Below are 22,933 nucleotides of genomic sequence, written 5' to 3'. Positions count from 1 at the left end.
TCAACAAAGACACCCACTCAACAAGTACCCACCTGTAGGCGCCTCCCAATCGACCATTTCGCCGAGGCAATAGGTGCCCGGGCGTTTGATGAGTTGGAAATGCTCGTCTAGCTCTTCCCATGCTACGCCGCCTGCGGTGCTGATGGCCTCGTCGATTGGGCGGGGCTTTTTGATTTTGAGGGTGAGGTTTTTGATCGCAGTTGCCAGTTTGGTCGGATCGTTCTGGATGTCGCGCGGGGTGACTTCGAAAATCAGTGCGGTTTTGGTGGCATCAAGGCCAAGTGTCTTGCGCAGGTGATTGCCCAGCGAGTTCTTGCCGCGTGGTTTGGCAAGGCGGTTTGTGACGTCATCAAGCGTGCGGTCGGGGCAGAGGTCGAGCGTCAGGGTTCCGACCCCGGTTTCAAGCCATTGATCGCGGAGTGTTGCCGAGATCGCGTAAACCCCACTGCCTTCGATCCCGGTTTTGGAAATCACGAACTCGCCACGCACGGTCTGGTCGCCACAGGTCAGGGTGACGGCCTTGACCGGTGATCCCGCGCATTTGTCGATCAGATGACCCGTCCAGTCGATGTCAAAGCCGCAATTGGCCGGTTTGAACGGATTGCATTTGATACCCGCCCTGGTCAGGATTTCCATCCATTTGCCGTCCGAACCCAATCGTTTCCAGCTTCCGCCGCCAAGGGCAAGGATGGTGATATCGGCCTGTGCCGTCACGTCGCCATCAGTTGTTTTGAAAACCGCCTGACCGGCATCGTTCCAGCCGGTCCAGTAATGGCGGTAATGGATCACGCAGCCAAGACCATCAAGGCGTCGCAACCAGGCACGCAAAAGCGGGCTTGCCTTCATCACGGTCGGAAATACCCGGCCCGATGACCCGACAAAGGTTTCAACGCCAAGCCCCGCACACCATTGCCGGATTTGATCGGGACCGAATTTGCGCAGATGCGGTTCAAGACGGGCCTGCGAGGTGCCATAGCGGGTCAGGAAAGTTTCCAGATCCTCGCCATGGGTGATGTTAAGCCCCGATTTCCCCGCCATCAGGAATTTGCGCCCGGCACTAGGCATGCCTTCATAGATCGTCACGCCGTAGCCATCACCCGCCAGCCGTTCGGCCGCCATCAGGCCAGCCGGACCCGCGCCAATCACCATGGCGGTTTTGCCATTGGGGGCCGGTCTTGCGGAGGGCGTGGAAGATGCGGACATGATCTGCCTTGTGATGTGGTGAGGGTTGGTCTGGCAGTTGTAGTGGCTTTGGCGCGGATTGGCAATTTCGGGCTGATCATCGGGCGGGTGCCGGTGGCGCGAGACCCCCGCCTTTGCGGGGGTGACGAAGGGGGCGGAAGTGATGAAGGGGATTTGGAATAATGAAGATGTGCAGTAGTGACAAAGAGGCGCGGGGTAATGGCGAGAGGCATAACCCAACCCGTCGTGCCCGCATAGGCGGGCACCCATAGGGGCGGACGCAATGCGGGACGATGCGCGGTAATTGGCACTTTACCAGCATTCTCAACCATATATGGAATGTGGTGCCGGGGATTTGCCGCGTGATTTAGTTTATTGTGAAATATCATTTCACGAACGGGTTGATATGGGGTGAATTCAACCCTTTTTGTCACTGTTTGCGCCAAACATTGGCAATTTATCGGTAATTCGGCTAACAAAAAATCAGAAGAGGCAAACAAACCAAAAGACGACCAACAGGAGGAAACATGCGTTCTTACGATCTGGTGAAGGGGATCGGTATGATCACCCGTCGTTCCATGCTGGCAACCGCCCTTGGCGCGATTGCATTTGGCGCGGTGTCATTCGGACAGGGGGCCGCACAGGCCGCTGAAAAAATCAACATCGCTGCCCTGACTTTCGTTTCAAGCTCGCCGCTGTTTATTGCCAAGGAAAAGGGCTATTTCGCGGACGAAGGTCTTGATGCAGAAATTACGTTCTTCCGCGCGGCCCAGCCGGTTGCGGTGGCGATTGCTTCGGGGGATGCGGATTTTGGTGTGACGGCCTTCACCGGCGGGTTCTTTAACCTTGCGGGCAAGGGTGCGCTTAAGGTTATCGGCGCACAGCTTCATGAAGATCCGGGCTATGACGGTTCGGCCATTCTGGCCTCGAACGCCGCATATGAAGCGGGGCTGACCTCGGTCGACAAGCTTGGCGGGCACAGCTTTGCCCTGTCGCAGGTGGGATCATCCTTCCATTACATGATCGGCAATGTGGCGGAAAAGGCCGGTGTCGACATCGAAAGCATGGAGCTTAAGCCGCTTCAGTCCGTACCGAACATGATCGGCGCGCTTAAAAGCGGTCAGGTCGACAGCATGATCATCGTCCCGCACATCGCCAAGCCGCTGGCCAATGCCGGTGCTGCGCATATCATCGGCTGGGTAAAGGATTACGTTCCCTATCAGGTAGGTGGTCTTTTCACGTCGTCGAAAAACGTTGAAGAACGTCGTGACGTGGTCGAGAAATTCGTGCGCGCCTATCAGAAAGGTGTGGCCGATTACCGTGCGGGCCTTTTGGCGACTGATGCGGATGGCAAGCTGATTGAAAGCGATACAACCAACGAAATCCTCGAGATCGTGCACAAATATGTCTATGCCGAAGACTCGGCAGAGAAGGCCTATCCGAAAATCCGTAATGGCGCGATGTTCATTACCGAGGAAGGCAAACTCAATGTCGAGGACGTCAAGGCACAGGTCAAATGGTATCAGGATCGCGGCTTTGTGTCGGATGCTGCCAATCCCGATACCTTCATCGATACCAGCTTCATTGCCCCGCTTGGCCAGTAAGCTGATGTGATTTCAAACCGGGCCGAAACAGATGCGTTCGGCCCGGTTATCTTTTGGAAAAGCTGTTTTCCGAAATTGCCACCATCCCTGTTTCATTACCCAAAGAGTTGGCCATGCGGCTTACCATCAAAAATGTCAGCCATCGTTACGATCAGGTCGAAGCATTGCGCGACATCAACCTTGCGATTGAACCGGGCGAGGTCGTTGCCCTGATCGGACCTTCGGGCTGTGGCAAATCAACGCTTTTATCGATCATTGGCGGGATGCTTGCGCCCAGTTCCGGCGACGTCCTGATTGATGATCAGGCCAAACCCGAAGGGTGTCTTAACCCGCTGACCTATGTCTTTCAGGATTTTGCATTGCTGCCCTGGCGAACGGTCGCAGGCAATATCAGCCTTGTGCTTGAAGACCATCCGCTGTCCAAATCCGAACGCGATGCACGGATCGAGGAGGTTCTGGCGCAAACCAATTTGTCTGATTTCAGGGATGCCTATCCAAAGCAGCTTTCAGGCGGCATGAAACAGCGTGTCGGCATTGCGCGCGCCCTTGCGGTGCGTCCGGCGGTGTTGCTGATGGACGAACCCCTTTCGGCCCTTGATGCCCAGACCCGTATTTTGTTGCTTGATGAATTTTCCGATCTGTTTGCACGCACCGGCATGACGGCGGTTTATGTCACCCATAACCTGAACGAGGCGGTGCGTCTGGCCCATCGGGTGGTGGCCTTGCGTCGTCGTCCGGGCACGATCAAGGAAATCCATAGCATCGATATTCCGATCCAGGATCGCCGCGAAGGCATGCCCGAACTGGTTTCCCATGAACAGGCCCTTTGGAACCTGATCCGCGACGAAGCGATTGCGGCGGACAAGGAGCTTGAAAATGTCGCGTGATATCGAAATGCAAACCGCTGAAAATACCGACAACAAGGTCCGTTTCCGTGCCACGGGCTTTAACCCCAAGGCCAACCCGGTTGCCGCATGGGCAAGCTTTTTTGTGGTGATTGCCCTTTGGCAGTTGGGATCAAGCACCGGATTTATCTCCGAACTTGCAATGCCAAGCCCGGTGGCGGTGGCCCAGGCGCTTTGGCAACTGATTGTTTCAGGTGATTTGTGGCGTCATTTGGCGGCGTCGTTGCAGCGCCTTGTTGGCGGCTGGATCATGGGGACCGTGGCGGGTTTGATCGTCGGATTTATGGTTGGCATGTTTACATGGGCACGCTCGCCCGGTGTGGCACTTGTCTCGGCCCTGTTTCCGATCCCGAAAATCGCGCTTTTGCCGCTGTTTATCATCTGGTTTGGCATTGGCGAGCCGTCCAAATTCGCCACCATTGCCTTTGGTGTGTTTTTCCCGACCGTGATCAATACATTTGGCGGGGTTGATAACGTTCAACGTAATCTTATCCGCATGGGGCAAAGCTTTGACATGCCGATGTGGTCGGTGATCCGCAAGATCATCCTGCCCGGTGCATTGCCGACCATCCTGTCGGGCTTTCGCATTTCATCCTCGATCGCGATTATCCTTCTGATCGCAGCCGAGATGATTGGCGCGCAATACGGGATCGGGGCGCTGGTTCTTTCAGCCGGGCAACTTTACCAGACCGATCAGCTGATTGCCGGTGTATTGGTGCTTTCTGTTCTTGGATTGTGCGTATCGTGGTTGCTTGGCCGACTGGATCGCTGGTTACTGGCATGGCGATAGGGGAGTTGAAAATGACGGGAAGCTGGGAAGTCCCCACCAGGGATGAATTTCCACGCATCGTTGAGATGATGGAAGACGAAGCCTTCTATGATCAAATCGCGCGCGTCCCGGATGCGGATTTGAAAGCCGCATTAAACGGATCAAAGGAGGCCGCCCTTTGGGTTTATCGGGTCGACGGGCGGGCTGTGGCCTATGCCTATTTGTTGGACCTGGCGACAGCATTGCCGAAACTCGACGAGTTTGGGGTGTTTGAACGCGGGCGCGGCTTTGGCAAGGCAGCGCTTGCCGCACTTGCAGAAAAATGTGCGCAAACGCCAAGCTATGAGAAGCTTTGGCTAAATGTCGTGGATGGCAATGAAACGGCAATGGGGCTTTATCGCAGCCTTGGTTTTGGCGAGGAACTGTTTATCGCCAAGGGCTGGAAAACCCGATCTGGAAAGGTGGTTGATCAGGTCCGTATGTGGCTGACGCTTGATCGCTTGCGCGGGCAATCAGCATAAGGTTCGTCTATCGGTGATCTGATCGGAATTGGGCGGGCGGAATGCCCGCCTTTTTTGCAAAAAAACGCGAAAAATACCCTGCATCGCGAAAGCCAAGTTCATCGGCGATCTGTTGAACGGCGATGTCGGTATAGATCAGGGTGCGTTTGGCCTCCAGCATCAGGCGGTTTTGCAGAACCTCGCTTGCGGTCATGCCGTAGATATCCTTGGCGATCCGGTTCAGCTGGGTGGTGGTGATACCGATCTCGCGGGCATAGAATTCAAGCGATTTGTGATGCTTGTAAAACCGTTCGACCAGCATCTGGAATTTGCGGAATTTGGCGGTTTTCTGTTCCTGCCGGGACAGATGGGCGGGGTCGCCTTGCGGGGCAGAGCGCCCGACGTCAAGCAACAGCAATCCAAGAAGATGACGAAGCGCAAAAAGCCGCCCGGTATTGTGGCTGTAATATTCCCGCACCAGCTGGGATATCAGGAAATCCACCGGTCCCGATGGCCGGGGCTGATCGGGGGACAAATTGCTGTCCACACAGATCGTCTGATCAAGCCGGGCAAGCAGTTTCGGGGCCGGGGCCAGAATTTCCTGAAGATGATGATCGGTCAGTGAAATCACCCAGCCATCAATATCATCGCTGAACTTAAAGCCATGCACCGTGCCAGGTGGAACCGTGATCAGCTGACCGGCCTGCATTGTCAGGTTCTGGTCGTCAAAGCTGATTTTTGCCGTGCCGTTGGTGATGTAAAGCAACTGGAAAAGGTTGGTATGGCGGTGCGGTTTGATATGAAGATCATGCAGGCGGGATCGTTCGGGGATGCTTTCAAGATGAAAGAATTCCGGTTCGGTGATCGGTTGCTGTTCGCTGACTTCCGGCCCATCAGGCCCGTCGGACAGATCCCGGTCAAACCCGTCCAGTTCCGTTTGCGGACGGTTGGCATCGCGTTCGCCATACAGTTTGTAAATCGGAATGCTGTTGCGCATGGGGTTCCTGAAGCAGCTCAATCGGAATGTCCTGAAGTCTAGCCGGTTTTATGCGCGATCAAAAGCAGGCAAAAGAAAAGCCCGCCACAGTTCAATGGCGGGCTTTGATGATCTGTTATCCGGTGTTTAACCGCCAAGTATCGACGGTACAAACAGTGTCAGGATCGGCACAAAGATCAGAAGCAGAATACGAATGATCTCGGCACCAAAGAACGGCATCACACCGCGGAAGGTCTGGCTCATCGGGACACCCTTGGCGAGTGCATTGATGATGAACACGTTCAGTCCGACCGGCGGGGTTATCAGCCCCAGCTCCACGACAATCAGTGCGAGAATACCGAACCAGATTTTAAGGTCCTCGGTCCCCATGCCATAGGCTGCGGTAGCTGCGGTTGCCCAGTCGCCACCATTGATATCAACAAGGGCAGGCCAGAAGAACGGGATCACAACCACGATCATGGAAAGACTTTCCATGAAGCAGCCCAGCAGAATCAGCGCCATCAGCATCAGAACCATGATCAGCCATGGATCAAGGCCACTGGTCGCAGCAGCTTCTGCCATATAGGCCGGAAGGTTTGCACGGCTGAAAAAGCCCTTGAGGACTTCTGCACCCAGCAGGATGAAGAAGATCATCGAAGACGTAATCGCCGTATCCTTAAGCGACTGGCGCAGACCGGCCCATGACAGACCGCCTCTGCCGCGAAACCGCATATAGGCACCGTATACCAGGATCGCGAACACACCCACACCGGCCGCCGGGGTCGGGGTGAACAGGCCAGCCCCAAGGCCCAGAATGATTGATCCGAAAATCACCATGACCGGGATCAGACGCAGAAGGGCTTCCTTGCGTTCTGCGGCGGGCATCGGTTCGGGTTTCGGGGCCAGTGACGGATTGATGCGCACCTGAATGGCAATAACAGCCATAAAGAATACAACGGCAATCAGACCCGGAATGATCGCAGCCTGGAACATCTGAATGATCGATGCTTCCACCGTGACGGCGTAAATCACAAGTGCGACCGATGGCGGGATCAGAATGCCAAGCGTACCGCCTGCGGCCAGTGTGCCAGTTGCCAGACGCGGCGAATATTTCAACCGGTCCAGTTCAGGCAGAGCAACCTTGCCCATGGTCGAAGCTGTTGCCAGCGACGATCCGCAGACCGCACCAAAACCGGCACAGGCACCGATTGCGGCCATGGCAACACCACCCCGGAAACGACCGAGAATGGCGTTCACACCCTGGAACAGATCGCGTGACAGGTTGGCCTGACTTGCCAGATACCCCATCAGGACGAACAGCGGTACCACAGACAGTTCATAGTTCGACACAATCCCGTAGAGCAGGGATTTGAACTGCTGCAGGTAGGGATCAAACCGCAGGAACGGGAAAAACAGGCTCAGCACATAGTTGCCGCCGATACCAACACCAACCATGGCGAGGCCGACCGGAACACGCAAAGCCAGAACGAAAAAGAGAACAGCAAGGCCACCAAGGCCAATCAATTCGCGCTCAGACATCGGCCTCTCTTTCGAAAATCTGACTTCCGGCAATCGCGGCCCACAGGAACATCGAGATGATGCCTGGCACATAGAACGGCCAGATCGGCCAGCCCAGAATTGCGGAAAGGGTGTTGTCGCCACGAACCTCGATCAGGCCATTGACCATCATATAGCCAAGGAACAGCGCCAAGCCGGTCATGAGGATGCCCGAAAGCACGCTAACTGCGCGGGCAAACCAGTCCGGGAACATTTTGATGAACACGTCGACGGCAACGTGACCGTGATGTGCCTGGCAGTAGGGGAAGAACATCAGGGCAGCCGAGCTGACAATCATGCTGACGAAATCTTCATAGCCGATAATGGCGGGGAAGTTTGCGTCAAACAGCCGGGCGATCTTGTCCAGACCAAAGGCGGTAACGTTGACAATCGTTACAACGGCAATCAGCAGGGCAAGCAGGCCACCGGCAACGGCAAACCATGATGCAGCCTTGTAGAGCACGTTTTTCATATGTCTAACTTTTAGCGGGAAAAAGAGGGTCACGCGTCAATATGATACGTGACCCCACAAGATTTTCCAGTAACTTGGAGAAGTTACTTGGTATGGGTCAGAACAGCTGCTTTGGCGTCTTCGACGAGTTTTGCGCCATCAATGCCGTTGGACTTGGATTCTTCGATCCAGCGATCAACAACAGATGCAGCCGCATCATCGAAGGTTGCTTTCTCGGCAGCGGTCAGCTGAACAACCTGGCCTTTGCCCTCGTTGATCATCTTCTTGCCGACTTCCTCAACATTGTTGAAGACATCGCCAATCTCGGCTGCAAAATCACGGCCAGAGTTACGGTCGATGATTTCCTTGAGATCGTCCGGAAGGCTTTCGTAACGATCCTTGTTCATAGCAAACAGGAAGGTCGAGGTGCCGAAGCGCGAATTTGCGCCTTCGCCTTCAACAGAGAAGGAAATCAGTTCAGCCAGTTTCAGCGGCGGCACAACTTCGAACGGAACCAGACCACCGTCAACAACGCCAAGCGACAATGCCTGCGGCAGGGCCGGGACCGGCATGCCGACCGGCTCTGCGCCCCAGGATTCAATTACCCAGGAACCGGTGCGGGTCGGAGTACGCAGTTTCAGACCTTTGACATCGTCAACGGTGCGGACTTCTTTTTCCGTCAGGTGGATAGCCTGACCAGCATGGACGTGAACGGCCAGCGGGTGGATATCTTTAAGGTCTTCGGCAAATTGGTCCTTCAGGTCCCACATCGCAAGGTTGGTTGCGCGTGCGTCACCAAGGTGAACACCCGGAAGTTCAAAAACTTCGATGCGCGGGAAAACGCCCGGGGTATAACCTGGAAGCGTCCAGACGATGTCAGCAACGCCGTCACGGACCTGGCGATACAGTTCCGGCGGGTTGCCGCCAAGCGACATGGACGGGAAGATTTCAAACTTGATACGGCCGTTTGACTCTTCTTCGATTTTCTTTGCCCAGGGTTCGATCATCTTCGACTGAGCCGGTGCTTTCGGACCCAGGAAATGGTGAACGGTCAGGGTGACTTCCTGCGCGTGAGCGCCGAACGACACCATGGTCGCAACAGCTGCACCCGCCAGCAATTTGGTGATGTGTTTCATTCTTCCTCCTTTGAACGTCTTGTCGTGGTAATGATACCGACAAGCGTCTCAGCCACGATGCGCATCTAGCGTGCGAAGTTTTCCAAGAAACTTAATTATTGTTTTTATTGTTATTTTTTGAGGATGGCCTGCGTTTGACGCATTCCTGCCATACCGGATTGGAACCAATCTAATAGGCAGCAGCTGGTTATGTATAATGATATGTCCGCAAATTTACATAACCAAACGATTATGTTTCAGAGCTCGAATGGGTTGTGTGATGTTGTGTCGCTTCTTCGCGGACAGCGTTGATCAGCATCTCGACCGGCGGCGAAATCGGCGAGTCAATCCGGGTCGTCAGTCCGACCGGCCCGAAGGTGTCACTTGTATCAATCGGTAATTCAACAAGGTGGCCCTCGGCGATGTCTGATGCAACGGCCCCGTTTGAAATGATCCAGATGGCATCGGTTTCACGCGTGAAGGCGCGCCCGAACGAAGTTGAAACTGTTTCAATCCGGTCGGGAAGGGCACCAATCCCGTGTGCAATCAGCATCTTGTCAACGGTCGGGTGAATGATCGCCTGTTTTGGCGGTACCAGAACCGTAAATTCGCGGATGCGTGTGATGTCGGGATTTTCATCGGTTAGCAGCGGGTGGCCGGGTCGCGCCACCAGCGAAATATGTTCCGAATATAAATGTATGAATGAAAGACCCGACATTTGATCGGGTTCGGCCAGACGTCCGACCACAAGGTCAAGCTCTCCAACACGCAACTGCCCCATCAGCATCATGTTCGGACCGGTAACCACCTTGACCGTGGTGTCGGGGCTCAGTGACTTGAACCGTCGGATGGCATTGGGCATAACGCTTGCTGCAACTGTTGGCAGGACACCAAGGTTGATTGAAAGTCCGCCTTGCATGCGGACCTGGCTGATACTGTCGACACCCTGACGAAGGGCGGTGACACTGGCCCCGGCATAGCGCAGGAACACCTTGCCAAAATCGGTCAGGGTTACGCCGCGCTTTGAGCGGTCAAACAAACGGGCATCAAGATGTTCCTCGAGCTCGCGGATGGTCTTGGAAACAGCAGGCTGGGTAATGGCCAGCGTATCGGCAGCCTTGACGACGCTTCGCTGACGGGCCACTTCGAGAAAACAGGTCAAATGTCTGAATTTGATGCGTTGGTCGAGCATATGTGCCTACGTCACGTCATTGTAGAATAATGTTATCCGATGCCTATGCATAATTATATAGTTATGCAAAATACGCAATTCCTCATTTTACATAACCAAATCCGTCTGCGAAATTGTGCGCAAATAAGCAGGGTGGAAATGACATGAGTCTTCAAGTTGCCCCGATCAACGGGACACATATCCATTACAGTCAGTCAGGGCCGAAAAACGCACCTGTACTGGTGTTTTCGAACTCGCTTGGAACCGATTTGCGCATCTGGGATGACGTGGTCAGTGTTCTTTCGGAACGGTTCAACATCGTTACCTATGACAAACGCGGTCACGGTCTTTCGGGCATTGGTGACGCGGAATATGATATTTCGCTGCATGCCAATGACCTGATCGGATTGCTTGATTACCTTGGTCTGGGTGAAGTGATCATTTGTGGTCTGTCTGTTGGCGGTCTGATCGCCCAGAAAGTGACCCAATTGCAGCCTGAACGTATTCGCGGCCTGATCCTGTGTGATACAGCCCCCAAACTTGGCGATTATAATGGCTGGAACACCCGGATCGAAGCCATCAAGGCCGACGGGATCGAAGTTCTGGGCGATGCAATCATCGAACGCTGGCTGTCGCCGACCTTCCGCAAGGAACGCCCGCTGGAAACCGCGATGTATCGCGACATGCTGGTGCGCACAACCGAGGCTGGCTACATCGGTACCTGTGTCGCATTGCGCGACGGGGACCTGCGCGAGGCCGCAGGCAAAATTGCCGTTCCGACATTATGTATTTGTGGATCGGCCGATCTCGCGACGCCGCCCGATGTGGTGCGCGAAATGGCAACCATGATCCCCGATGCCGAATTTGAACTGATAGACGGGGTCGGGCATTTGCCATGCATTGAAACCCCGGAATTGCTGACCCGGTTGATCGACCGATTTACCAAGGAGAAGAACCTTGTCTGAGAGCCGGTATGACATTGGCATGAAAACCCGCCGATCCGTTTTGGGCGATGCACACGTGGATCGTGCATCGAAAAACATCACCGAAATCGACGAGGGCTTTCAGCGCTACATCACCGAGAATGTCTGGAACGGTGTCTGGACAAGTGACCAATTCACCAAGCGCGAACGTTCGATTGTAACCATTGCCCTGCTTGCAGGTCTTGGTCATGAGGAAGAACTCGCCATGCATATCCGTGCGACCCTCAATACCGGGGCGACGCGCGAAGACATCCGTGAAGTACTGATGCATGTTGCGGTTTATGCCGGCGTTCCCGCCGCCAATACGGCATTCCGCATTGCCAAACAAACCTATGCCGAGATCGACGCGGCATCCAAGGGAGAGTAAGCCACATGTCCACCTTTAAACCGCGTGATTGGGGATCCCACGCCCCGTTAATCGCACCGGAATATAAATCGACCATCCTGCGTGGTCCGTCCCGTTCTCCGCTCGCCATCAAGTCGGGCCTGACCGAAGGCACCGGTCCGCGCTTCGCCCCGGCGGCCGTGCGCGAGCTTGACTTCGATCTGACCAGAAATGGCGTCGTCAATGGCGAACCGCAGGGCGAACGCATTGTTGTGCATGGTCGTGTCATGGACACCGATGGCCGTCCTCAATCCAACATTCTTGTCGAAATCTGGCAGGCCAATGCTGCTGGTCGTTATGTCCACAAGGTTGACCAGCACGACGCGCCGCTTGATCCGAACTTCCGTGGTTCGGGCCGCTGCTTTACCGATGAAGACGGTAACTACAAATTCTATACCATCAAGCCGGGTGCCTATCCGTGGGGGAACCATTTCAACGCATGGCGCCCGAACCATATTCACCTGTCGCTGTTCGGGCCGGGCTTTGCCACGCGTCTTGTCACCCAGATGTATTTCCCGGGTGACCCGTTGCTTGAACTCGATCCGATCTTCCTTGGCACCGAAGATGCGCGCGCCCGCGAACGCCTGATTGCCAAATTCTCGATCGACAGGACCGAGGAGGGCTTTGCCCTTGGTTATCAGTTCGACATTGTCCTGCGTGGACGCAACGGCACCCCGATGGAGAATTAAGTCATGTCATATGGTGAAACCCCCTCACAGACGGTTGGTCCGTATTTCGCCTATGGTCTGACAGCAGGCCAGTATGGTTACGACTTTACCGATATTGCCGATCCGGTTGTTGCCGGCCAGGACGCCAAGGGCGAGCATATCCGCATCACCGGCACGGTGTTTGATGCCAATGGCGCACCGGTCAATGACGCGATGATCGAAATCTGGCAGGCCGATGCCGATGGCAATTACAGTGAAAAGCCGATTGATGTTGCGGATACAGGTTTCCGTGGTCTTGGCCGTTGCGGCACGGGAACGGATGCCAAAAACCGTTTCTGGTTTGACACGGTAAAGCCCGGTGTCGTTGCCGATGCCGAAGCACCGTTCGTCAATGTGATCGTTTTCATGCGTGGCATGCTGGTTCATGCCTTTACCCGGTTCTATTTCGACGATGAAGCTGAGCTGAATGCAAAAGACCCTGTCTTGCAGTCGGTTCCCGCAGATCGTCGCGACACCCTGATTGCCAAGCGTGTCGAAACCTCGACCGGGATTGAATACCAGATCGATATCCACATGCAGGGGGACGCGGAAACCGTGTTCTTCGACGTGTAAGTCGATCTGGCGCGATGGCTGCGTCCGCTGCTTTGGGGAAAGCCGGCGGTCGCAGCCATCGACCCAATTTTCCAACGCAAAGGGGCAATGCCCTGCGTTTGTTCTGTTTTGGTTAGATACCACAGGAGTTAGCCGTGGTTGCACGTTTCATGTCGCTTAAAGAGGCAGTCGCGTCCTGCGTTAAGGATGGCGATACCATCTCGATGGAAGGCTTCACCCATCTTATTCCGCACGCTGCCGGACACGAGATCATCCGTCAGGGCATCAAGGACCTGACCCTGATCCGTATGACGCCCGATATGATCTATGATCAGCTGATTGGTGCGGGCTGTGCCAAGAAGCTTGTCTTCTCCTGGGGGGGGAACCCCGGTGTCGGTTCGCTGCATCGTCTGCGCGAAGCCGTTCAGGAACACTGGCCGCACAAGCTTGAGATCGAAGAACACTCCCACGCGGCCATGGCCAATGCCTATGACGCCGGTGCGGCTGGTCTGCCCTGTGCAGTGTTCAAGGGCTATCGCGGGGCAGAACTGCCGCGCGTCAACCCGAATATCAAATTCATCAAATGCCCGTTCACCGGCGAAAGCCTTGCTGCGGTGCCGTCGATCCGTCCGGATGTGACTGTGGTCCACGCCCAGAAAGCCAACAAAAAGGGCGATGTCCTGTTTGAAGGTATTGTCGGTGTTCAGAAAGAAGCCGTTCTGGCAGCCAAGAAATCCATCGTGACGGTCGAAGAGATCGTTGATGATTTCGGTGATATTTCGTCGAATGCTGTGATGCTGCCGAACTGGGCGGTGACCGCAATTGTTGAAATCCCGGGTGGGGCGCATCCGTCCTACGCCCAAGGCTACTACAAGCGCGACAATGCGTTTTACAAGGCATGGGATCCGATTGCGCGTGATCGCGAAGCGTTCCTCGCATGGATCGAAGAACATGTCATGAATGGCGGTCCCGAAGATTTCGCGGCCAAGCGTGAAGCAAACAAAGGCTAAGCGGAGAAAAGATCATGGTTGAATATACCCCGACTGAAATGATGACGGTATCCGCTGCACGCGCGCTGAAAAACGACGATGTGTGCTTTGTTGGTATCGGAATGCCGTCTGCGGCCTGCAATCTGGCCCGTCTGACCCACGCGCCTGACATCACCCTGATTTATGAAAGTGGCACGATTGGCACCAAGCCCGATGTCCTGCCGCTGTCGATTGGTGATGGCGAACTTTGCGAAACGGCTTTGAACACGGTTCCGGTGCCCGAAATGTTCCGTTACTGGCTGCAGGGCGGCAAGATTTCGGTTGGTTTCCTTGGTGCCGCCCAGCTTGACAAGTTTGGTAACATCAACACCACCGTGATTGGTGATTACGACAACCCCAAAGTCCGTCTTCCGGGCGGTGGCGGTGCGCCGGAAATCGCAACCAGCTGTGGCGAAGTCTTCCTTGTGATGAAACAAAGCAAGCGTGGTTTTGTTGAAAAGATCGATTTCGTGACCTCGCTTGGTCATGGCAAGGGTGGCGATGACCGCGCATCCTATGGCGTGGATACCAAGGGTCCGTCGCGTTTGATCACGGATCTTTGCATCATGGAACCGCACCCGGTTGGTAAGCAGTTCGTTGTGACCTCGATCCATCCGGGCGTAACCCGCGAAGAAATCATCGAAAATACCGGCTGGACAGTTGAGTTTGCCGACGAAGTCGCGGAAACTGCGATCCCGACCGAAAAAGAATTGCAGGTTCTGCGTGAACTGCATGCTCGTACCGCCAAGGCCCATGCGGGTCAGCAGTAAGAGCATTAACAAGGATCTTAGAAATGGCTGACGCATATATTTGCGATTACATCCGTACCCCGATTGGCCGCTTTGGTGGCAGCCTGTCACAGGTACGTGCCGACGATCTTGGTGCCGTGCCGCTCAAGGCGCTGGTTGACCGTAATCCGGGGCTGGATTTTGCCGCTGTTGACGATGTCATTTTTGGCTGTGCCAACCAGGCCGGTGAGGACAACCGTAACGTTGCGCGTATGTCTTCGCTTCTGGCAGGTCTTCCGGAAACCGTGACCGGCACCACGGTCAACCGTCTGTGCGGTTCGGGCATGGATGCAATCATCATTGCCGCACGCGCGATCAAGGCAGGTGAAGCAGATCTGATGATTGCCGGTGGTGTTGAAAGCATGTCACGTGCGCCGTTCGTGATGCCCAAGGCAACCTCGGCATTCTCGCGCAATGCGGAAATCTATGACACCACCATTGGCTGGCGCTTCGTTAACCCGGTGATGAAGAAACAGTATGGCGTGGATTCCATGCCTGAAACCGGCGAAAACGTTGCCGAGGATTTCAGCGTTTCGCGTGCTGATCAGGATGCGTTTGCTGTGCGTTCGCAGGAAAAAGCCGTTGCTGCCCAGCAGAACGGAACCCTGGCACAGGAAATCACCCCGGTCACCATTCCCCAGCGCAAAGGCGATCCGGTTGTCGTTGATAAAGACGAACATCCGCGCGCAGGCACCACGATTGAAACCCTTGCCAAACTGCCGACCCCGTTCCGCGAAGGCGGTTCGGTCACGGCCGGTAACGCATCGGGTGTCAATGACGGGGCGGCTGCTCTGATCATCGCGTCTGAAGCAGCAGTCAAAAAATATGGTCTGAAACCGATTGCCAAGGTTGTTGGCGGTGCGACCGCAGGCGTTGCCCCGCGTATCATGGGCTTTGGCCCGGCACCGGCTTCGAAAAAGCTTCTGGCACGTCTGGGCTGGACCACTGAACAGCTTGATGTGATCGAACTGAACGAAGCATTTGCATCGCAGGGTCTTGCTACCCTTCGCGATCTTGGCATTGCCGATGATGATGCACGCGTGAACCCGAATGGTGGTGCGATTGCCCTTGGTCATCCGCTGGGTATGTCGGGTGCACGTATTGCCGGTACCGCAGCCCTTCAGCTGAAGCGTACCGGTGGCAAATACGCACTGGCAACCATGTGCATCGGTGTCGGTCAGGGTATTGCGATCGCACTTGAAGCTGTCTGAGGCTGCGGGCGTTTTGCCGATCTTTTGAAAGATGCCCCTGTGCCGCTTGTCGGGCAGGGGCTTCTTTTTTGCGTTATTGACCAAACAGGTTGGCAGCGCGACACTATCGATCTGATTTTACACCTGTTTAACCCGGTGGATTACCCCTGATGACCATTTCGCCTTTTGATTCCGCCCTGCTTGGGGATCTGTTTTCCGACCCGGAAATTGCGGCCCTGTTTGATGACAAGGCACAGATTGCCTCGATGCTTCTGGTTGAATCTGCGCTTGCCGCCGCCGAGGCGCGCGCAGGCGTCATTCCCGAACAAAGTGCGGTCCGCATTGCCGAAGTGTGTCGGGACTTCAATCCCGATCCGGCATCGCTTGCGGCAGGGACAGCAAGTGCAGGTGTGCCGGTGCCGGCATTGGTCAAGGCATTGAAAGCCGAAATTGGTGGCGAAGATGCGCGGTTCGCACATTTCGGGGCAACCAGTCAGGATGTGGTGGATACCGCCCTTGTTTTGCGTCTGCGCGAGGCCATTGGCATCATTCGTCGGCGTATCCGCAAACTGGCAAAGTCCCTTGGCGCACATGCGGATGCGCATCGGGCAACAGTGATGATCGGGCGTACCCGATCCCAGCAGGCGGTACCAACGACCTTTGGCCTTAAGGCCGCAGGGTGGCTTGCGCCCCTGGCGCGTATTGATCGCCGGATCGAAAGCCTGTCTTCGGATTTGCTGCGCCTGTCCTTTGGCGGGGCGGCGGGGACGCTTGCCTCTATCGGGGCAAAGGCCATCGATGTTGAAAGCAACCTTGCCGAGGAACTTGATCTTCCGGTTGCCGATATGCCCTGGCATGCGCAGCGAGATGTGCTGGTTGATTTTGCCAGTCAGTTAACAGCGTTAACCGGTGCGCTTGGCAAGATGGGGCAGGACCTTGTTTTGCTGGCTCAGTCGGAAATTGCCGAAGTGCAGCCGGGCAAGGGCGGCGGGTCGTCAACCATGCCCCATAAATCCAACCCGGTACAGGCCGAAATGCTGGTGACTCTGGCACGTTTTAACGCCGGGCAGCTTGGCGTTTTCAGCCAGTCGCAATTGCATGACCATGAACGGTGCGGGTCAAGCTGGCTTCTGGAATGGCTGACCTTGCCGCAGATCATTATTGCGGCGGGGACGGCACTGGCGCAGGCGGTTGATATGGTGCCGGACCTTAAAATCAACACCAACCGCATGACTGAAAACCTTGAACTGTCGCGTGGTGCGATGCTGGCCGAGGCCGCGACATTTGCCCTTGCCGACCATCTTGGTCGGGATGCCGCAGACAAGCTGGTCAAGGAAGCGATTGCCAGATCGGCAACCAACAATTCCAATCTGTTTGATGAATTGCAGCATCTGACCGACGCACCGGTCGATTGGGCGCATGTGCGTAATCCGGCCAATTATGTCGGGCAGTCCGACCTGTTTATTGACCGGGTTCTGGGGGCGGCAAAGCGCGGATTTCGGGAATAAACAGACATGAAAAAGGCTGCCCCGGGGCAGCCTTTTTGATTTTGCGGCTATGTCTAGCGCGGCGCGCGCAGTCGCTTTTCAACGGCATAGTTGTGGATGGGGACGCCATTGACTTCAAAGTCGCGGCGTTCCACCACCGAAAATCCCTGTTTGAGCAGGAAGGATTTGGCAAGCTCGCTGGCTTCTGAATAAAGCTTACCGATATCCTGTTTTCTGGCCTCGGCCTCAAGGGCGGCATACAGCTGTGCCACGACACCGGTTCCGGCAACATCGGGTGCAGCATACAAAAAACCGATATGCCCGTCGCGTTCGATATCGCCAAATGCGACGACCTGATCGCTGTCATTGACCGCAACAAGGCAATAACGCCCGTCATTCATCACTTCGGCAAACCGCGCCGGGGCGGGTTGCAAACTGGCCCAGACGGCGACCTGTTCTGGGCCATATCCTTTGGGGCCAAGCTTTTTGACAGCGCGACGATAAATCTCGGACATCATCGCGGCATCTTCATCGCGAAAAGGACGTATCGTGATCATGCATCTTGATCCCATGCAGCATCAAAGAACTGAACTTCAAGTTCCGTGGCACGTTTGAAACAGGACAGGCAGCTCTGGCGTTCATCATTTGAAAGTGTGGGGCCAACCTGATCAAGCTGATCATTGAGATAGGCAACAACACTTTCGAAATACGCACCGACATGCAGATCAAGCCATTCGGAATACCAGAAATCCGTGGGGCGCGTTTCAAGCCCGCGATTGACCCGGTCCGCCCAGCCCAGATAGGTGCCCTCGGCAACGGCAAGAACCGCAAGCATATCGGCATATCGGTTGCTGTTGGTGGCATCGGCCATCAATTTCTTGAAATCTGCCGTAACAGGCCAGTCCGGCTGGTCTTCACGTGCCGTCTCGCTGACGCCAAGTGCCACAAAGGATCGTTCGAAATAGGTATTTTCCGCCCCGGTCACAAGGGCAAGAAACTGACAGCCCGGAATGCGATCCTTTAATGTCGGGGCTCGCGAAACGGCGGCGGCCAAAAGTGCGACAAACCGGTCGATAAAACGATGGTCCTGAATAAGGTAGTTTTCAAGATTGCGTTTTGGAACTGCCGCCTTTCCCCACGCATCGGTAAAGGGATGATGGGTCACACGGTGCCAGTCTTTGGCAACGGATGCCTTCAGCCAGTCGGAAAAGACCCCATCGGGATGTGACTGTTTCCAGACCGGGAAATCGGGAACTGGTTGGGTGTTGTTCATGGTCACGGCGCGTTTCCTGATATCTTTGATTTTTCTTCTTTTTACACGCGATTGTGGCAAGGGCAAGAACCCAATAATTTGCCCGGACATCTGTGACGTGATTGATGCTTGTCAATGTAAAACAACAAATAAGAATGTAATGGTATAGGCAGTTCTTCTCAATCATCCTTGGAGGATGTCATGGCAAATGTCGGAACCGTCGATCGCCTGTTGCGTGCCTGTGCTGGTGTCATTTTGCTTGCTTTGCCGTTCCTGATGGCCAATCCCGCAGAAGGTGCAATTGCATTTGGTGTTTATGGCTGGGTCATGATCGCGGCTGGTGTCGTCTTGCTGGTGACGGCCGCATTCCGTTTCTGCCCGCTTTATATGATTTTCGGTTTGCGGACCTGCCCGCTTTCGAAATAGGAGCCGTTCAGTAATCCCGCGCAGCAATTTCTGTTCGAGCTGTTGGCAACAGCGCGTTATAGTGACATCCGTAACAGTTACGGTGTGTGACGTTTACCCTGTTTGACAGGGCATAATGTGATAACGCCACCGGCAATGAATAACGGAACAGAAAAATGAAACGCCTGAGCGACGATCTGACGGTATCCCCGCAATTGCCCCTTGAAGCAATCGACGAGATTGCCAAGGCCGGATACAAAACCATTATCTGTAACCGCCCGGATGATGAAGATCCGGGGCAGCCATCCTTTGCCGAAATTTCTGCCAAGGCCGAAGCCGCAGGTATAAAGGCGATTTTCCAGCCAGTCGTGAGCGGCAATGTCACGGATGCCGATGCCGATGCCTTTGCTGCCAATCTTGCCGATGCGGCCAAGCCGATCTTTGCCTATTGCCGTACGGGGACACGTTGCACGATCCTGTGGTCGCTGGCCAAAGCAGGGGCACTTCCGGTTCAGGACATTATCAAGTCGGCGTCTGATGCCGGTTATGACATGTCGCCGCTTTTGCCGCGTATTGCTGCGCGCGCCTAGAATTTGTGATGAATTGATGCGGTGGGGTTGATCATGCCCCATCGCATAATCGCGCGGCACGCCTGCCAAAATTGCACTATCGATTTTTTGCAAATCGTGGCGATATGACATGACGGTATGTAATCCGTATGTCTGATTTTCAGGTGTGGATGTGAATTTGAAGACGCGCGAAGACGCCACGATAGAGTTTCGGTTGGCGGTGCCCGGCGATATTGATGCGCTGTGCGATATTGAAAACCAGTCCTTTGATATAGACCTCCTGAACCGTCGTGCGTTCAAACGCTTTGTCGGAAGCGAAACCGCGCGCCTGATGGTTGCCTGCAAGAACGGCGGTGTTGTCGGATATGTACTGGTTATTTTCCGGCGCAATGTGGCTTTGGCGCGTCTTTATTCAATGGCGGTCTTGCCCGATATGCGAGGGCAGGGTATCGGCAGGCAACTTGTCACCCGGGCCGAAGACCTCAGTCTTGATTTCGGTGCGCCAATCCTGCGCCTTGAAGTCAGTCAGAAAAATGCGAGGGCGATTTCGCTGTTCCGGGCCGCCGGATATCGCGAATTTGCCCTTTATCCGGATTATTACCCGGACCATAGCGATGCTTTGCGTATGGAAAAGGTCCTTGTGCCCAATGCGCTTTCCCTGCCATCGCCCATTCATTTCTATCACCAGACCCTGCCATTTACCTGTGGTCCGGCGGCTTTGATGATGGCGATGAATGCGCTTGATCCGTCGCTTGAACTTGATCGCAATCTTGAAATTGCCCTGTGGCGCGAAGCCACCACTATTTTCATGACCTCGGGCCATGGTGGATGCGGACCGCTTGGTCTTGCTCTTGCGGCCAACCGGCGCGGCTTTGATGTCGAGGTTCTAAGCAGCCGCGATGGTCCGCTTTTTGTCGACACCGTACGCAAACCCAAGAACCGCGAAGTGGTCGAACTGGTGCATTATGATTTTGCCCGTCAGGCCCAGGATATGGGGATCCCCGTGACGACAGGACCCTTTGGTGTTGCCGAGATCGAGGAACGTGCCAAAAAAGGAAAAATGGCACTGGTCCTGATCAGTCAGTACCGGATTTACGGCGACAAGATACCGCATTGGGTGGTGGTGTCGGGTTTTGATGACCGCTTTGTCTATGTCAGCGATCCGGATATCGGCGAAGATCACGAACCGTTCACGGGCAGTGACTGCCTGTCTGTCCCGATCCTGCGTCACGAGTTTGACCTGATGGCGCGATATGGGCGCGACAAGCTGCAGGCCGCAGTGTTCATTGACAAAAAGGCCGGGTAAAACCCGGCCTTTCTCGTTGGTGTGTTGACCGGATTACGGTCGTGCGATCTTGCCCAGAAGATGGGCGATGATGCGGCGGTAAAGGTCCATGCCCAGCACCACATCCTCGACCCCGGCATCGATATTGGGGTTGTCATTGACCTCGATGACCATCGGACCATGCGGGGTTTCCTTGACATCGACACCATAAAGCCCGTCACCCATCAGGCGCGCTGCGGCAAGGGCGGTTGAAACGATATCTGCTGGCGCGTCTTCAACAGCGACTGTTTCAAATCCGCCTTCCTCAAAGCTTTTGCCATCGTCTTCATGCTTGACGATCTGCCAGTGGCCCGGTGCCATGAAATAGCGGCTGGCAAAGATCGGCTCGCCGCCCAGAACACCAATGCGCCAGTCAAAGGTCGTTTCGACATATTCCTGAATGACCAGAAGTTCCGAATTCTTGAACATCTCGGTCGCAACTTCATTCAGGTGCTCGGGTGATTTTACCTTGCGCACCCCGCGCGAGAAGCATCCGTCCGGCACCTTAAGAACCGACGGGAAGCTGAATTGCTGAGCGATTTCGGTAATACGGCGTTTGTCAAAGATCGCACTTTTCGGGGCCGGAATACGGTGTGTGCGCAGCAATTCGGCCAGATAGACCTTGTTGGTACAGCGCAGCATCGAGTCCGGATCGTCGATCACCGGAATGCCTTCCTTTACCGCACGTTTGGCAAAGCGATAGGTATGGTGATCAAGGGCGGTGGTTTCACGGATCAGAAGGGCATCAAATTCCGACAAATGATGGAAATCCTTGGCCGTGATCAGTTCGGCCTTGGCACCAAGATCAGATGCAGCCTGAACAAAGTTTGCCAAGGCTTCCTTGTCAGACGGCGGCAAAACCTCGTCCGGGTCATGCAGGATCGCAACCAGTGCTGTTGGCGGGGTGACGTTGCCCTGTTTGCGCACGCGCCCGCGCAGATAGGCCCGAAGCGCTGCTTCAAACTCGGCAAGGTTGCTGTCATCAAGTTGGCCAAGTGACGGGGCTTCGATTTCGCGCAAAATCTTGCGATCCTGCCGGTTCAGATGCAGGCGCAGGATCGGGCAACGGAACTGATCAAAGGCCCGTTCGGCGATCTGGCGGAACCGTTTGTCGGCGGTGCGTCCGAAATAGACATCAATATGGTCCGGGGCTTGCTCCGGGCCGTGCCCCGATTTGGCAAGGGCGTCAATGATCTGCGGGCTCAGTTCGGAACGGGCGGTTTTCTGAAGACGTTTCCAGTTAAGGTCAAGAAGAACATCTGCCTCGGGGATCACGCGTTCGGCGCGGGCCGCGGCCAGAAGGCTGCAATAATAGCCGCGCGACAGATATTCATAAGACTGGCACAGGTTGATCACACGGCGGTTACGCACCCCGTGATCAAGGGCCAGATAATCACGCACCCGCATCACACGTGCACCCGAAACAGCAAAACGCTGATCGGACAGTCGATCTACCAGAATCAGCGGTGCACCGGTGGCAACCGCCGGGGTGACATCGGTCTGCCCGTTATAAAGTGCATGTTCAAGGCGAATGCCATCGCCGCCATCTTCGTAATAGCCCGGAAGATCTGCAATTTTCTGATAGCCGTGCCGTTCATAAAGATTGCGTGCTGTATCGTTCTTTACGCGGACTTCCAGTCGCATGCGCAGGCAACCGGCATCCATCGCCAGATTCTCAAGACCGGCCAGAAGTTGCGTGCCCAGACCCTTGCCGCGCCATTGCTGTGCAATTGCCAATGAATAGATACGTGCCGTGACCGTGTTGGCGCGCAACAGCAACATTCCGTAACCGACGATGGCCGGTTTGTCGGCATCCCCGGCATCCGCGACCAAAAGGCGTGCGGTTGCCTGACGCAGGAAACGGGAAAAGGACGGGCGCGAAATCAGGTCAGTTTTAAAATTTGCCTGCTCAAGGGCGCAAAGCCCGTCAAGGTCGGCGCGTACAGCATTGCGAATAATGACGGTATTGGTCTGGGTTGAAGCCACGAGATGGACCTCCTGCAATGTGGGGTGTGACGCATATGGTGCGCTCA

Annotated in this window: 24 protein-coding genes; 15 read left to right on the top strand and 9 right to left on the bottom strand. The window is 55.2% G+C overall.

The genetic code is table 11. The features are described 5' to 3' along the window. Window positions 1-1,203: a TIGR03862 family flavoprotein gene (locus WA318_RS12250; protein ID WP_336081400.1), complete on the bottom strand. Its 1,203-nt coding sequence runs from the start codon at window positions 1,201-1,203 to the stop codon at window positions 1-3. Window positions 1,204-1,709: 506 nt separating this feature from the next. Here WA318_RS12250 and WA318_RS12245 point away from each other — a divergent pair. The 4 genes from WA318_RS12245 to WA318_RS12230 all read left to right on the top strand — a co-directional run bounded on the left by WA318_RS12245 (window position 1,710) and on the right by WA318_RS12230 (window position 4,981). Further along, window positions 1,710-2,786 carry an ABC transporter substrate-binding protein gene (locus WA318_RS12245; RefSeq protein WP_336081399.1) on the top strand — a complete coding sequence of 359 codons (1,077 nt, stop codon included), beginning with the start codon at window positions 1,710-1,712 and terminating at the stop codon, window positions 2,784-2,786. Window positions 2,787-2,899: 113 nt separating this feature from the next. Beyond that, window positions 2,900-3,673 carry an ABC transporter ATP-binding protein gene (locus tag WA318_RS12240; RefSeq protein WP_336081398.1) on the top strand — a complete coding sequence of 258 codons (774 nt, stop codon included), beginning with the start codon at window positions 2,900-2,902 and terminating at the stop codon, window positions 3,671-3,673. After that, complete coding sequence (locus WA318_RS12235; protein WP_336081397.1) at window positions 3,663-4,481, top strand: ABC transporter permease; 819 nt, start codon at window positions 3,663-3,665, stop codon at window positions 4,479-4,481. The genes WA318_RS12240 and WA318_RS12235 overlap by 11 nt, the downstream gene beginning before the upstream one ends. A gap of 11 nt (window positions 4,482-4,492) precedes the next feature. Further along, window positions 4,493-4,981 (top strand): GNAT family N-acetyltransferase, encoded by a 489-nt coding sequence (locus tag WA318_RS12230; RefSeq protein WP_336081396.1) that lies wholly within the window; start codon window positions 4,493-4,495, stop codon window positions 4,979-4,981. Between the two features lie 7 nt (window positions 4,982-4,988). Here WA318_RS12230 and WA318_RS12225 read toward each other — a convergent pair whose 3' ends face one another. From WA318_RS12225 to pcaQ, 5 genes are all read right to left on the bottom strand, one after another. After that, window positions 4,989-5,957 (bottom strand): helix-turn-helix domain-containing protein, encoded by a 969-nt coding sequence (locus WA318_RS12225; RefSeq protein WP_336081395.1) that lies wholly within the window; start codon window positions 5,955-5,957, stop codon window positions 4,989-4,991. 126 nt (window positions 5,958-6,083) lie between these two features. Beyond that, complete coding sequence (locus WA318_RS12220; protein ID WP_114097265.1) at window positions 6,084-7,475, bottom strand: TRAP transporter large permease; 1,392 nt, start codon at window positions 7,473-7,475, stop codon at window positions 6,084-6,086. Next, window positions 7,468-7,965, bottom strand: a complete 498-nt coding sequence (locus WA318_RS12215; RefSeq protein WP_114097266.1) for a TRAP transporter small permease — start codon at window positions 7,963-7,965, stop codon at window positions 7,468-7,470. The genes WA318_RS12220 and WA318_RS12215 overlap by 8 nt, the downstream gene beginning before the upstream one ends. An 83-nt stretch (window positions 7,966-8,048) precedes the next feature. Then, on the bottom strand, window positions 8,049-9,080 hold the full coding sequence (locus WA318_RS12210) for a TRAP transporter substrate-binding protein (protein ID WP_336081392.1): 1,032 nt from the start codon (window positions 9,078-9,080) through the stop codon (window positions 8,049-8,051). A gap of 229 nt (window positions 9,081-9,309) precedes the next feature. Then, window positions 9,310-10,251, bottom strand: a complete 942-nt coding sequence (gene pcaQ, locus WA318_RS12205) for a pca operon transcription factor PcaQ (protein WP_114097268.1) — start codon at window positions 10,249-10,251, stop codon at window positions 9,310-9,312. 143 nt (window positions 10,252-10,394) lie between these two features. On the opposite strand from pcaQ, the gene pcaD reads away from it, so the two are divergent. The 8 genes from pcaD to pcaB all read left to right on the top strand — a co-directional run bounded on the left by pcaD (window position 10,395) and on the right by pcaB (window position 17,371). After that, window positions 10,395-11,195: a 3-oxoadipate enol-lactonase gene (pcaD, locus tag WA318_RS12200; protein ID WP_336081390.1), complete on the top strand. Its 801-nt coding sequence runs from the start codon at window positions 10,395-10,397 to the stop codon at window positions 11,193-11,195. Continuing rightward, window positions 11,188-11,580 carry a 4-carboxymuconolactone decarboxylase gene (gene pcaC, locus WA318_RS12195; protein WP_114097270.1) on the top strand — a complete coding sequence of 131 codons (393 nt, stop codon included), beginning with the start codon at window positions 11,188-11,190 and terminating at the stop codon, window positions 11,578-11,580. Before pcaD ends, pcaC begins: the two co-directional genes overlap by 8 nt. 5 nt (window positions 11,581-11,585) lie before the next feature. Continuing rightward, the gene (gene pcaH / locus WA318_RS12190; RefSeq protein WP_114097271.1) at window positions 11,586-12,287 is read left to right on the top strand and encodes a protocatechuate 3,4-dioxygenase subunit beta; all 702 of its coding nucleotides are present in this window, start codon (window positions 11,586-11,588) and stop codon (window positions 12,285-12,287) included. A gap of 3 nt (window positions 12,288-12,290) precedes the next feature. Beyond that, window positions 12,291-12,878: a protocatechuate 3,4-dioxygenase subunit alpha gene (gene pcaG / locus WA318_RS12185; RefSeq protein ID WP_114097272.1), complete on the top strand. Its 588-nt coding sequence runs from the start codon at window positions 12,291-12,293 to the stop codon at window positions 12,876-12,878. A gap of 134 nt (window positions 12,879-13,012) precedes the next feature. Beyond that, window positions 13,013-13,867, top strand: a complete 855-nt coding sequence (locus WA318_RS12180; protein WP_114097273.1) for a CoA transferase subunit A — start codon at window positions 13,013-13,015, stop codon at window positions 13,865-13,867. 14 nt (window positions 13,868-13,881) lie between these two features. After that, window positions 13,882-14,655: a CoA-transferase subunit beta gene (locus WA318_RS12175; RefSeq protein WP_336081386.1), complete on the top strand. Its 774-nt coding sequence runs from the start codon at window positions 13,882-13,884 to the stop codon at window positions 14,653-14,655. Between the two features lie 23 nt (window positions 14,656-14,678). After that, the gene (gene pcaF / locus WA318_RS12170) at window positions 14,679-15,884 is read left to right on the top strand and encodes a 3-oxoadipyl-CoA thiolase (protein ID WP_114097275.1); all 1,206 of its coding nucleotides are present in this window, start codon (window positions 14,679-14,681) and stop codon (window positions 15,882-15,884) included. Window positions 15,885-16,033: 149 nt separating this feature from the next. Continuing rightward, the gene (gene pcaB, locus WA318_RS12165; protein ID WP_336081383.1) at window positions 16,034-17,371 is read left to right on the top strand and encodes a 3-carboxy-cis,cis-muconate cycloisomerase; all 1,338 of its coding nucleotides are present in this window, start codon (window positions 16,034-16,036) and stop codon (window positions 17,369-17,371) included. A gap of 53 nt (window positions 17,372-17,424) precedes the next feature. Here the strand turns inward: pcaB and WA318_RS12160 are convergent, their stop codons facing one another. Both WA318_RS12160 and WA318_RS12155 read right to left on the bottom strand, forming a co-directional pair. Further along, entirely contained in the window at window positions 17,425-17,907 is a 483-nt protein-coding gene (locus WA318_RS12160) for a GNAT family N-acetyltransferase (protein ID WP_336081381.1), read from the bottom strand. Then, window positions 17,904-18,623, bottom strand: a complete 720-nt coding sequence (locus WA318_RS12155; protein ID WP_336081489.1) for a TenA family protein — start codon at window positions 18,621-18,623, stop codon at window positions 17,904-17,906. Before WA318_RS12155 ends, WA318_RS12160 begins: the two co-directional genes overlap by 4 nt. A gap of 180 nt (window positions 18,624-18,803) precedes the next feature. Between WA318_RS12155 and WA318_RS12150 the strand changes: the two genes are divergently transcribed. The 3 genes from WA318_RS12150 (at window position 18,804) to WA318_RS12140 (ending at window position 20,882) form a co-directional block, all read left to right on the top strand. Continuing rightward, window positions 18,804-19,028 carry a YgaP family membrane protein gene (locus WA318_RS12150; RefSeq protein ID WP_114097279.1) on the top strand — a complete coding sequence of 75 codons (225 nt, stop codon included), beginning with the start codon at window positions 18,804-18,806 and terminating at the stop codon, window positions 19,026-19,028. 155 nt (window positions 19,029-19,183) lie between these two features. Further along, entirely contained in the window at window positions 19,184-19,597 is a 414-nt protein-coding gene (locus tag WA318_RS12145; protein WP_336081377.1) for a TIGR01244 family sulfur transferase, read from the top strand. Between the two features lie 151 nt (window positions 19,598-19,748). Further along, window positions 19,749-20,882, top strand: a complete 1,134-nt coding sequence (locus tag WA318_RS12140) for a peptidase C39 family protein (RefSeq protein WP_336081375.1) — start codon at window positions 19,749-19,751, stop codon at window positions 20,880-20,882. A gap of 33 nt (window positions 20,883-20,915) precedes the next feature. Here the strand turns inward: WA318_RS12140 and WA318_RS12135 are convergent, their stop codons facing one another. Continuing rightward, complete coding sequence (locus WA318_RS12135; protein ID WP_336081373.1) at window positions 20,916-22,886, bottom strand: GNAT family N-acetyltransferase; 1,971 nt, start codon at window positions 22,884-22,886, stop codon at window positions 20,916-20,918. Window positions 22,887-22,933 lie beyond the last annotated feature (47 nt).

It is taken from the genome of Thalassospira sp. CH_XMU1448-2, assembly GCF_037027285.1.
Classification (GTDB): domain Bacteria; phylum Pseudomonadota; class Alphaproteobacteria; order Rhodospirillales; family Thalassospiraceae; genus Thalassospira; species Thalassospira profundimaris_C.
The sequence above is the reverse complement of the archived record's forward strand: the minus strand, read 5'-3'. Positions and strand labels throughout refer to the sequence as shown.